The following is a 10,663-nucleotide window of genomic DNA, read 5'->3' on the forward strand; positions in this document are numbered from 1 at the left end:
GCGGCACGCTAAGGAGGCCACAGTTGCGCAGTCAGGGATCTGAGCATCTGTTTTTTCGCCATTTCACCGAGCAGGGACGCCTCGGGGATCTCTGCATCCTGCTGGTGACCCATCTGCTGCCCGACCGGCCCCACTTCATCCAGGTGCTCGATGGGGTGGGGCGCGTCGGCGCCATCCTGCCCAAACCCAAGTCCGTCCACGGGCCGACCCTGGCCTGGGCCCAGCAGCACTATCCCGTGCTGCCCCTCAATCGCCACTGGACCTCGGATCCCGAAGGGGTCATAGCCCAGATTGCCCCCCTGGTACGGGAGCATGAGCGGCTCATCATCCTCGACATCGGCGGCTATTTTGCCAAGAGCCAGGCGGTCCTCGCCGAGCACTTCGGCGCGCGCTTTCTCGGGGTGGTGGAGATGACGGAGAACGGCCATCAGCGCTACGAGCAGGAGCACCTGGCCGCCCCCGTCATCTCGGTGGCCCGCAGCCCCCTCAAGCAGGCGGAGGACATCCAGATCGGCCTGAGCGTGGTCTACTCCGCCGAGTCCCTGGCGCGCACCCTGAGGCGCACCTTCAACGTCTGCCAGGCCGCCCTGTTCGGCTATGGCAAGGTGGGGCGCAGCATCGCCCGCGAACTGCGCTGCCGCAACCTGCACCTGGAGCTGGTGGAGACGGACGCCCTGCGCCAGGTGGAGGCGCTCTCCCACGGCTTCAAGCTGGTGAACAAGGCCGAGGCCCTGGGGCGGGCCGAGCTGGTGATCTGCTGCACCGGCAACGGGGCGCTGGACATTGCCGACTTGCAGGCCCTGCGCCCCGGCGCCATGGTGGCGTCGGTCACTTCCGCCGACGACGAGTTCGCGTTCTGCCTCTCCCAGCTGCCCTGGCCGAGCGAGGAGGTGTGCCCTCACGTGCTGGCCCTCAGCCGCCCGGACGGCAGCACCATCTTCCTGCTGAACCGGGGGGAGGCGGTCAACTTCGTCCACGGCGCCGTCATCGGCGAATACGTCTACCTGGTGCTGGCGGAGATCATCGAGGGGGTGCACCAGCTGGCCAGGCAGACGCCGGAGCCCGGCTTGTTCGAATTGCCCCAGGCCACCATGCAGCGCATCGCCCGCCACTGGTTAACCGATTTTCACGGAGTCACCCCATGACAGAGACACAAACCCAGATGAACAAGCCGCGGATCGAGATCCGCTACTGCACCCTCTGCCGCTGGATGCTGCGGGCCGCCTGGCTCGCCCAGGAGCTGCTCTCCACCTTCGACGGCGAGCTCGGCGAGGTGGCGCTGGTGCCCGCCAGCAAGGGGGAGTTCCGCATCCTGGTGGACGGGGTGCAGGTGTGGGATCGGGTGGCCGACGAGGGCTTCCCCGAGGCCAAGGAGATCAAGCAGCGGGTGCGGGACCTCATAGCCCCGGAGCGGGATCTTGGCCACGCGGATCGCAAGCCCGCAACCGAATGAGGCGTGAAGATGAAAGAGAAGAGGGAGGCATCAGCCTCCCTCTTCTTTTTGCGGTGATTTAGGCCCCCGCGTCCGTCTGGACGGGGACACCGATATAGCGCGCCCGCTTGTGGGGCTTGATGCGGCTCACGTCCACCCACACCAGGCCGTCGATGCAGTGGTTGAAGTCCGGGTCGATGCCAAAATCCATGAACTGCACGCCCCCCGGCTCGCACAGCTCGGCGTACTGCTTGTAGAGGGTGGGGATGGCGCAGCCCAGGTGGTCGAGCCCCGCTTTGAGCGCCTTGAGATCGGTCCCGTAGTCGGCCCCCTCGAACAGGGGCGCCGTCTCGGGATAGGGGCGGCGTGACGGGGCGAGCGCCAGCTCGGGGGCAAAGTGCTGGCGGTAGAAGCCCACCAGCAGATCCTTGGCCGCCGGCGGCAGGCTGCCGGAGAGGCTCACGGGCCCGAACAGGTAGCGGTACTGGGGGTAGCGGGCCAGATAGGCGCCGATGCCGAACCAGAGGTAGTCCAGCCCCCGCTTGCCCCAGTAGGCGGGCTGGATGAAGCTGCGACCGAGCTCGATGGCCTGTTCCAGCCTCGGCAGCAGCTTCTCTTCAAAGCCGAACAGGGTGTGGCTGTAGAGGCCATCCAGCCCCTGGCTCGCCAGCCGCTCGGCCACCGGGGCGAAGCGGTAGGCACCCACTATCTCGAGGCGGGCCGGATCCCAGAGGATCAGGTGGTGATAGTCGTCGTCGAAGGCGTCGAGATCCCGCCGCCTGCCGGAGCCTTCCCCCACGGCGCGAAAGGCGATCTCCCGCAGCCGCCCCAGCTCGCGCAGGATCACCGAGTGGCTCTGCTCGTGGCGGCGATAGAGCAGGATGCGCTGGCCATCCGGGGTCTGGCCGAGCGGCTCGCACCCGTCGACGGCCTGTTTCAGCAGACGGCGATCCTCCGGCAGGGCGATGGGGGCCTCGGTCTGCAGCCGCCCCTTCTTCCCCTTCCCGAGGCGATAGAGGTGGCTGCGCACCAGGGCGGCGGCGGTCTTGGGGGCGAGATCCCCGAGGCTCTGGGGCGGGATGCGCTCCCCCAGGGTGAGGGTGAGGCGGCGCCCCTGCTGGCGAAACAGCTGCTTGACCAGCAGCAGGCCCGCCCAGTCGTTGTTGAGCCAGGCGGCGAGGTAGAAGGAGAGGCCGTTGCGCCCGTCCAGGTGCACCGGCACCAGGGGCGTGCGGGTGCGCCTGGCCAGCTTGATGAAGCCGCTCTGCCAGGGGCCGTCCTTCACCCCCTTGGGGCCGAGGCGCGACACCTCGCCGGCGGGGAAGATGATGAGGGCCCCCTCCTCGGCCAGGTGATCCCCCATGGCCAGGATGGCGCGTCTGTCCGTCTTGCCCCCCAGGTTGTCCACCGGCAGCAGCAGGGGCCGCAGGGGGGCGAGCTGGGCCAATATCTGGTTGGCCACTATCTTGACGTCCGGGCGAATGCGCCCGAGCAGGCGCAGCAGGGCCAGCCCGTCCAGGGAGCCGATGGGGTGGTTCGCGACCAGGATGACCCGGCCGCTGGCGGGAATGTTCTCGAGCTGCGCCTCGCTCACCCGGCAGTCGAAGTCGAGCTCGGTGAGCGCCTGCTCGACGAAGTCGAGGCCGCGCAGGTGGGGATGGCGCTCGGCGAAGCGGGTGAAGGCCTCCTCGTGCAGCAGCCAGCGCAGCCCCTGCCGGAGCAGGGGGCGGATGAGGGGTTGGCCGGCGAGGCGGGGCAGGTGCTGCCCCAGCAGGGTATCGACGTCGAACATGGGCAAGGCTCCGCTGAACTTTGCTCAAGCTTCTCTCCCCTGGGTTCCCGCCGTGTGGCAGCGCCGTGACGGTTTGATGACGGGGCGAACCCCGTCCTCAATCCCTTACTCTGCCCGCCAGGCCGAGGTGAGGCGCACCAGCGCCACCAGGGTGGCGACCGCCTTCTCCATGGATTGCAGCGGGATGAACTCGTGCTTGCCGTGGAAGTTGTGGCCGCCGGTGAAGAGGTTGGGGCAGGGCAGTCCCATAAAGGAGAGCCGGGCGCCGTCGGTGCCGCCGCGAATGGGCTTGATCTTCACCGCCACGTCGGCGGCCTCCATGGCGGCCCTCGCCAGCTCGATGATGTGCATGTGTGGCGCCACCTGGCTGCGCATGTTGCGGTAGTTGTCCTCTATCTCCAGCGTGATGCGGGCCTTGGGATTGTCCAGCTGCAGGGAGGCGACCCGCTCCTTGAGCTGGGCCTTGCGGGCGGCGAAGCGGTCGTCGTCGAAGTCGCGGATGAGGTAGTGCAGGGTGGTCTCCTCCACGGTGCCTTCCATCCGGGCCAGGTGGAAGAAGCCTTCGTACCCTTCCGTGCACTCCGGGGTCTGCTCGGGGGGCATCTCGGCGTGGAAGCGGGCGGCCAGGGTCTGGCTGTTGATCATGCTGCCCTTGGCGGTGCCGGGGTGGACGTTGTTGCCTGTGATGCGTACCGTGGCGCTGGCGGCGTTGAAATTCTCGTATTCGAGCTCGCCGAGCTCGCCGCCGTCCACCGTGTAGGCCCAGCGGGCCGGGAAGCGCGCCAGCGGGAAGCGATCCGCGCCTCGCCCTATCTCCTCGTCCGGGGTGAAACCTATCCAGAGATCGCCGCGGGGGATCTCCGGGTGGGCCTGCAGGTATTCGACGGCGGTGAGGATCTCGGCGATACCCGCCTTGTCGTCGGCCCCGAGCAGGGTGGTGCCGTCCGTGGTGATGAGATCCTGGCCCAGGTAGTTCTTGAGGAAGCGGTACTGGCGGATGGCCAGCACCTCGTCCCCCTTGCCAAGGCAGATGTCGCCCCCCTGGTAGTTCTCGACAATCTGGGGCACCACCCGCCCGGCCTCGTAGTCGGCGGTGTCCATGTGGGCAATCAGGCCGATGGCCGGCGCATCCGGCTGGTTGCCAGGCAGGCAGGCGGTGAGGTAGCCGTGCTCGTCCAGGGTGACGTGCGCCAGCCCCAGTCCTGTCATCTCGTCGAAGAGGGCGCGGGCGAAGACGAGCTGCCCCTCGCTGCTCGGGCAGGCGGGATTGGTGGCGTCGGAGCGGGTATGGAAGGTCAGGTAGTGGAGAAAGCGCGAAAGCAGGGTGTTCATGGACAAGCCTCGGGTCACGGAAGAGGTGCCATTGTGGCCAAGACGGCCCGCGCGCTTATTGCGTCAGCGCAGTTTTTGATGGATTTGTCGGGAGCGGGGTGACGCGGGATGCTGAGTGGCGGTCGTTCTTGCGGGATAAATGTGAATAAAAATTCCAAATAAAAAACTGATTAAGCATATGCGAAAAGGCTGAAATTCATCCCGGCCCAGCACTGGCAAGGGGTGGGGGAAAATGGCCTGATCACCCGTTATTTTCAGGGTTGTTCCAGACCGGGCTCATCCCCCGCCATCCCAGAGCCCGCCTCGCTGGCAGCAAGATTTGCCCCCTCGATGAAAACCCGTTTTTCAACGCGATTTTTTATTGTCACTGGCGCCGGTAAGTGTGTACACTCCGCGCCGATCCGAGGGCAACCCTGAGCAGGCAGAGGCCGCCAGACACCCACAGGATCATACGCCTATAGGGCGAGGCACGCAGAAACGACAGACACTGCTGGGGAATGGTTTCTTTAATACCGGTTAGGCTCCGGTATCAGGGAGAACAACGGACTCTCATCTTTCAGCTGACCGAGTGAGCCAGCGGCTCATCATCTTCCCTTGTCATGGGTGGTCACTGGCGTTGAGCTGGCTGTGGCGGTTGTCGTCCATCAACACGCATGCGTGCTGAGGCCTTCCCTTCTCTTCCTTGAAACCCTCTCCTGTCCGTCGGGATCGCGGCCGAATGATGAACAAACGGCGTGGCTGATGCCGGTTGTCATCAAAGTACCGCGGCGCTCCGTTAAGGTGGCACCGCATACCGTTGAGCTTGATGTAAAGCCACCAGCCCCACATCAAGACTCGTTACTTCCCAAGATCCACCAGGCAGCCTTGGCTTGCCGCGATGTGCAACAGACGAACCGGGGTGGCCAGGCCACGGCGAGGCAACAGGCCCGCCAGGCGTGCCGCCACGCACCTGATCAGCAGGCCGCCTTGACGCGCCGCCCGTTGCCGTCGATGGTCTGGATGTGATTGAGGGTAACGAAGGCGGCCCACGGCCGCTCATTTGCGAGGCATAGCCCATGACTAACTGGTCCAGCAAGGACTCCTTGAAGGTCTACAACGTTCCCTACTGGGGTGCGGGTTTTTTCAATATCAATGACGCCGGTCATGTGACCGTCTCCCCCGACAAGTCTCGCCCCGAGGCGCAGATCGTGCTGTCCGAGGCCATCGAGCAACTGCGCCAGTCCGGGCTGACCACGCCGGTGTTGCTGCGTTTCCCCGACATCCTCAAGAGCCGGGTCGATGCGCTGTTCAACGCCTTCGGTCAGGCCATCGAGAAGTCAGGCTATCAAGGGGACTACCTGTGCGTTTACCCCATCAAGGTGAACCAGCAGCGTCGCGTCATCGAGACCATCAGTCAGTCCTACAGCGACAAGCCCCGGCTTGGGCTGGAAGCGGGCTCCAAGCCCGAGCTGCTGGCCGTGCTGTCCCATCACCATGCCCAGGGCTCGGTCATCGTCTGCAACGGTTACAAGGACCGCGAATACATCCGCCACGCCCTCCTGGGCAACCTGATGGGCCACAAGGTCTACATAGTGGTGGAAAAGCCCTCCGAGCTGGAGATGGTGCTGGACGAGTCGGCTCGCCTCAACATCAAGCCCAACATCGGGGTGCGTGCCCGCCTCGCCTCCACCGGCTCCGGCATGTGGGAATCGAGCGGCGGCGCCATGTCCAAGTTCGGCCTCTCCGCCTCCCAGATCCTGGCGCTGGTGGAGCGTCTGCGCAGCCTCGGCAAGCTGGACTGCCTGCAGCTGCTGCACTTCCACCTGGGCTCCCAGATCGCCAACATCCGCGACATCCAGGGCGGCATCCGCGAGTGTGGCCGCTTTTACGCCGAGCTGTGCCGTCTGGGCGCCAATGTCGAGGTGGTGGACGTGGGCGGCGGCCTCGGCGTGGACTATGAGGGCACCCGCTCCCAGAGCCACTGCTCCGCCAACTACAGCCTCTCCGAATACGCCAACAACGTGGTGTGGGGCATAGGCGACGTGTGCCGCGAGTTCGACCTGCCGCACCCCACCATCATCAGCGAGTCCGGCCGTGCCCTGACCGCCCACCACGCCGTGCTGGTCACCAACATCATCGGTGCCGAAGGGGTGGAGGTGAACGACATCAGCGCGCCGGACGAAGACGCGCCCACCATCTTGCAGAACATGTGGAAAGGCTGGCTGGACCTGCGCGGAGAAGATCCGTCCCTGCTGGAGATCTTCCACGACTCGATGGCGGATCTGGCGGACGTCAACACCCAGTACACCATGGGGCTGTTGAACCTGGAGCAGCGCGCCTGGGCCGAGATGCTGCACCAGAACACCTGCCTGGCGCTCAAGGAGCTGCTCAACCCGGTCAACCGCAACCACCGCGCCCTGGCCGACGAGCTCTCCGAGAAGCTGGCGGACAAGTGCTTCGCGAACTTCTCCCTGTTCCAGTCCCTGCCGGATGCCTGGGGCATCGGCCAGGTGTTCCCGGTGATGCCGCTTGCCGGCCTCGAGCGTCCGCTCACCCGCCGCGGCATCCTGATGGACATCACCTGCGACTCCGACGGTCAGGTCGAGCACTATGTGGACGGCCTCGGCGTCGAGAAGACCCTGCCGATGCCGGAGTACGGTGCGAACGAAGAGTGCCACGTCGGCTTCTTCCTGGTGGGCGCCTATCAGGAGATCCTCGGCGATCTGCACAACCTGTTCGGTGACACCCACTGCGCGGAAGTGTGGCTGGACGAGGAGGGCAAGATGGACATCCGCAACGTGGTGCGCGGCGACACCGTCGACCAGTTGCTGCGTTACGTCAACATCGACCCGTCCGTCATCCGCGAGAACTACCAGCAGATCGTCTCCCACCCGGCGCTGGACGATGCGACCCGCAAGGCCCTGCTCGAAGAGCTGGAGCTGGGGTTGCAAGGCTACGCTTACCTGGAAGACGAATAAGCCCAGGCTTGTTCGCCCCGTCGCTGACAGCAAAAAGACGGAAATGCAAAACGGCGCCTTCGGGCGCCGTTTTTGTTGGCCGCGGGCTAGCCCCATGGAGGTGGTTTGCGATACGAGCGGCACCCATGATCCCGAAAGAGGGCCAGGCTCGTGCGCCCCCTTGATCCGAATCAAGTTTGGATCCGGCCGGTTACCTTAGGGTCGAACAGGATGTTGGTGATATGTAACAGAAGGAGAGGTGTATGGAACTCAAAAGGGACCCGAGATGCTATACCGACGTCTGTATCGACGGTAAGTGGTATCACTACGATCACTGCAGTACCCAGGTTTATATGCTGATGGGCGGCGCGGCGCCTAGCCTGCAGCTCGCCTATGAACCGGCCAGCGAAGAGGAGCTGATCGCCATGCTCCGGCAACTTGCCTGCGGCTGAGTTGTGCAAGGCCATCGGCACAGTGCCGATGGCCTTGGTGCAGCCGATTCAGTGATGGCCCTTGCGGCCAAACAGCTTCCTGGCCATCTCCTGCATAAACACCGCCAGCCCGTAGCTGGCGTCCGACTTGCCCACCTCGTCCGCCACATAGAGGAAGTCGGACTTGTATTTTTCCACCGCCTCCTGGGGGCTGGTGGCATCGATGAAGTCCTCCTGCACCTCGAATCCCTGTGCCAGCAGCTCAGCCTTCTCCGTCAGAAAGCTGGGGGAGGCCATGTCGACATAGGTGTACTGCTGCCGGTTGGAGGCCGGAATGCTGAAAAACTGGTATCTGGCCATCTGTGCTCCTCGCCTGTGCGGCGTTGTCGATCGGATAGGTGCTGGTCGAACTGTCCCTGCTTGCCCCAATACAGGGGCAAAAGGGGGCATTCGAGTCTTTTGTGGGGCAGCCTATCCCGAGTCAGCGAGAGACGCAATCGGGAATTTTTCCGGGGTATGGCAGGAGCCGGACATGGCAGGGCGCAAGGGATAGCCCCATGTTCGGGAGATACCGCGCCCGTGTCAGGCGGACTCGGCGAGCACGCCGTCCTGGGGCCGTTCACCGCAGTGGGCCAGCAGTTGGTCCCCTGCCATGGGGCGCCCGAGCAGATAGCCCTGCAGGGTGTCGCAGCCCAGCTCGGTCAGCAGGGTGCGCTGGGCCTGGGTCTCCACCCCTTCGGCCACGATGCGCATGCCCAGGGCCTGACCCAGGGCGACGATGGCGGCGATGATGGTGGCATCGTCTCCCCCCTGCACCAGGGTAGTGACGAAACCCCTGTCTATCTTGAGCTCGTTGGCGGGGAAGCGCTTGAGGTAGAGCAGGCTGGAGTAGCCGGTGCCGAAGTCGTCGATGGAGATGCCAAGCCCGAGCTCGGCCAGGCGATTGAGGATGGTCAGGCTCTCCTCGGCGTTCTCCATGGCGGTGGATTCGGTGATCTCCAGGGTCAGGTGACGGGCCTCGAGGCGGTGACGGGAGAGCGCGCCTTGCACCTCCTCCAGCAGGCCGGGGCTGGCCAGCTGTATGGTGGAGAGGTTGACCGCCACGCTCCAGTCGTGGTGCCCCGCCGCCCGCCAGCAGCTCATCTGGCGGCAGGCCTCGTCGAGCACCCAGTTGCCGATGGGGATGATGAGGCGGCTCTTCTCCGCCAGGGGCAGGAAGCGGGCCGGGGAGATGGCACCATGCACCGGGTGCTGCCAGCGCAGCAGCGCCTCGGCGCCGACCACCTGGCCGTCGCGGGCCGCGTATTTGGGCTGATAGTGCAGGGTCAGCTCCCCCCGCTCCAGGGCGTGTTGCAGCTCCCTTTGCAGCAGGAACTGCTGGTGGGCGTTGGCGTTCATGGCGCTGTCGAAGAAGTAGTAGTCGTTGCGCCCCCGCTCCTTGGCGTAGTACATGGCGGCGTCGGCGTTGAGGGTCAGCTCGTGCAGGCTGGTGCCGTCCTGGGGATAGACGGCGATGCCGATGCTGGCGGTGATGTGCAGGCTGTGATGCTCCCACTCGTAGGGCTGCGCCAGGGCGGCCAGCAGCCGCTCGACGAAGGCCGTGGTCTGGCCCAGATCCCCCGGCGCCAGGGCCAGCACGAACTCGTCCCCCCCGAAGCGCGAGGCGGTGTCGCTCCCGCCGAGCAGCCCGCTGATCCGCTCGGCGACCTCGACCAGCAGCAGATCCCCGGTATGGTGGCCGTGGGCGTCGTTGATGATCTTGAAGCCGTCGAGATCGAGAAACAGCAGGGAGAAGCTGCGCTGGCTGTGCTGGCACTCCTTGATGCGCTGCTCCAGTCGGTCGGCGAACAGCAGCCGGTTGGGCAGCCGGGTCAGGCTGTCGTGGAGCGCCAGCTTGAGCAGCTCGTCATGGGCCTGGTGCAATGAGGTCGAGAGGCGCGCGGCGTGGGCGTCCAGCATGGAGAGCACCAGGGCGATGGCGAACACCGCCAGGGTCACTATGATGACCACGGTCGCCAGCCACTGGGTATTGAGCCCGGTATAGAGGGCGCCGCACAGGCTGCCCTCGGGAAACTGGGCCGCCGCCATGCCGGTGTAGTGCATGCCGATGATGGCGCCCCCCATGACGAGGGAGGCGACGGCCTTGCTGAAGAAGGCGCGCTGCGAGCTGTTGCGCAGGCGAAACGCTATCCAGAGCGCGGCGCCGGAGGCGAGCACGGCGATAAGGATGGAGAGGATGAAGAGCCCGGCCTGATAATGGATGCCGGGCTCTATCTTCATGGCGGCCATGCCGATGTAGTGCATGGTGGCGATGCCGGCCCCCATCAGCAGGGCCCCGAACACGACCTGATGCCAGGGAAGCCGGGGGCGGCTCACCAGCCAGAGCGCAAAGGCCGACGAGCCGATGGCCGCCACCAGGGAGAGGCCGGTGAGGGTCAGATCGTAACCCAGCGCGATGGGCAGGTTGAAGGCGAGCATGCCGATGAAGTGCATGGACCAGATGCCGAATCCCATGGCAAAGGCCCCCCCCGCGAGCCAGAAGGCGGCGGCCCGGCCCCGGCTCTGGCTCACCCGGCTCGTCATGTTCAGCGCCGTGTAGGAGGCGAGCACCGCCACCAGGATGGAGAAGAACACCAGATCCTGGCTGTAATAGCTGTCGAGCATGGGGTGGGTCGCGATCACGTTCATCTACTCTGGGATGGACAACGGCCTGAGCCTTGGCCGGGGCGCGGGGGAAATC

At 65.4% G+C, this 10,663-nt stretch carries 8 protein-coding genes; 4 read left to right on the forward strand and 4 right to left on the reverse strand.

Annotation, left to right across the window (positions count from 1 at the left end; translation table 11 throughout):
- The first annotated feature begins 23 nt into the window (after positions 1 to 23).
- The gene (locus tag BN1132_RS10735) at positions 24 to 1,145 is read left to right on the forward strand and encodes an adenosylhomocysteinase (protein WP_042077442.1); all 1,122 of its coding nucleotides are present in this window, start codon (positions 24 to 26) and stop codon (positions 1,143 to 1,145) included.
- On the forward strand, positions 1,142 to 1,453 hold the full coding sequence (locus BN1132_RS10740) for an Rdx family protein (RefSeq protein WP_042077444.1): 312 nt from the start codon (positions 1,142 to 1,144) through the stop codon (positions 1,451 to 1,453). Before BN1132_RS10735 ends, BN1132_RS10740 begins: the two co-directional genes overlap by 4 nt.
- 58 nt (positions 1,454 to 1,511) lie before the next feature.
- Here the strand turns inward: BN1132_RS10740 and olsF are convergent, their stop codons facing one another.
- Together olsF and pepT are read right to left on the reverse strand one after the other, a co-directional pair.
- Positions 1,512 to 3,224: a bifunctional ornithine lipid synthase OlsF gene (gene olsF, locus BN1132_RS10745; RefSeq protein ID WP_042077446.1), complete on the reverse strand. Its 1,713-nt coding sequence runs from the start codon at positions 3,222 to 3,224 to the stop codon at positions 1,512 to 1,514.
- A gap of 105 nt (positions 3,225 to 3,329) precedes the next feature.
- Entirely contained in the window at positions 3,330 to 4,556 is a 1,227-nt protein-coding gene (gene pepT, locus BN1132_RS10750) for a peptidase T (protein WP_042077448.1), read from the reverse strand.
- Between the two features lie 1,055 nt (positions 4,557 to 5,611).
- Between pepT and speA the strand changes: the two genes are divergently transcribed.
- The gene (gene speA / locus BN1132_RS10760) at positions 5,612 to 7,513 is read left to right on the forward strand and encodes a biosynthetic arginine decarboxylase (RefSeq protein WP_042077451.1); all 1,902 of its coding nucleotides are present in this window, start codon (positions 5,612 to 5,614) and stop codon (positions 7,511 to 7,513) included.
- 242 nt (positions 7,514 to 7,755) lie between these two features.
- Positions 7,756 to 7,944, forward strand: a complete 189-nt coding sequence (locus tag BN1132_RS10765; protein ID WP_042077453.1) for a hypothetical protein — start codon at positions 7,756 to 7,758, stop codon at positions 7,942 to 7,944.
- A gap of 48 nt (positions 7,945 to 7,992) precedes the next feature.
- Here BN1132_RS10765 and BN1132_RS10770 read toward each other — a convergent pair whose 3' ends face one another.
- Together BN1132_RS10770 and BN1132_RS10775 are read right to left on the reverse strand one after the other, a co-directional pair.
- Positions 7,993 to 8,283, reverse strand: coding sequence for a hypothetical protein (locus tag BN1132_RS10770; RefSeq protein ID WP_042077455.1), 291 nt, complete (start codon positions 8,281 to 8,283; stop codon positions 7,993 to 7,995).
- A 222-nt stretch (positions 8,284 to 8,505) separates the two neighbouring features.
- A complete protein-coding gene (locus BN1132_RS10775) occupies positions 8,506 to 10,611 on the reverse strand; it encodes a putative bifunctional diguanylate cyclase/phosphodiesterase (protein WP_244462932.1) in 2,106 nt (701 codons plus the stop codon).
- Between the last annotated feature and the right edge of the window lie 52 nt (positions 10,612 to 10,663).

This window comes from Aeromonas sanarellii, from assembly GCF_000820085.1.
In the GTDB taxonomy this organism is placed as follows: Bacteria; Pseudomonadota; Gammaproteobacteria; order Enterobacterales; family Aeromonadaceae; genus Aeromonas; species Aeromonas sanarellii.

Coding starts and splice junctions, on each gene's coding strand:
- BN1132_RS10740 (WP_042077444.1), top strand. CDS start 1,142: ATGACAGAGACACAAACCCAGATGAACAAGCCGCGGATCGAGATCCGC.
- olsF (WP_042077446.1), bottom strand. CDS start 3,224: ATGTTCGACGTCGATACCCTGCTGGGGCAGCACCTGCCCCGCCTCGCC.
- pepT (WP_042077448.1), bottom strand. CDS start 4,556: ATGAACACCCTGCTTTCGCGCTTTCTCCACTACCTGACCTTCCATACC.
- speA (WP_042077451.1), top strand. CDS start 5,612: ATGACTAACTGGTCCAGCAAGGACTCCTTGAAGGTCTACAACGTTCCC.
- BN1132_RS10765 (WP_042077453.1), top strand. CDS start 7,756: ATGGAACTCAAAAGGGACCCGAGATGCTATACCGACGTCTGTATCGAC.
- BN1132_RS10770 (WP_042077455.1), bottom strand. CDS start 8,283: ATGGCCAGATACCAGTTTTTCAGCATTCCGGCCTCCAACCGGCAGCAG.
- BN1132_RS10775 (WP_244462932.1), bottom strand. CDS start 10,611: ATGAACGTGATCGCGACCCACCCCATGCTCGACAGCTATTACAGCCAG.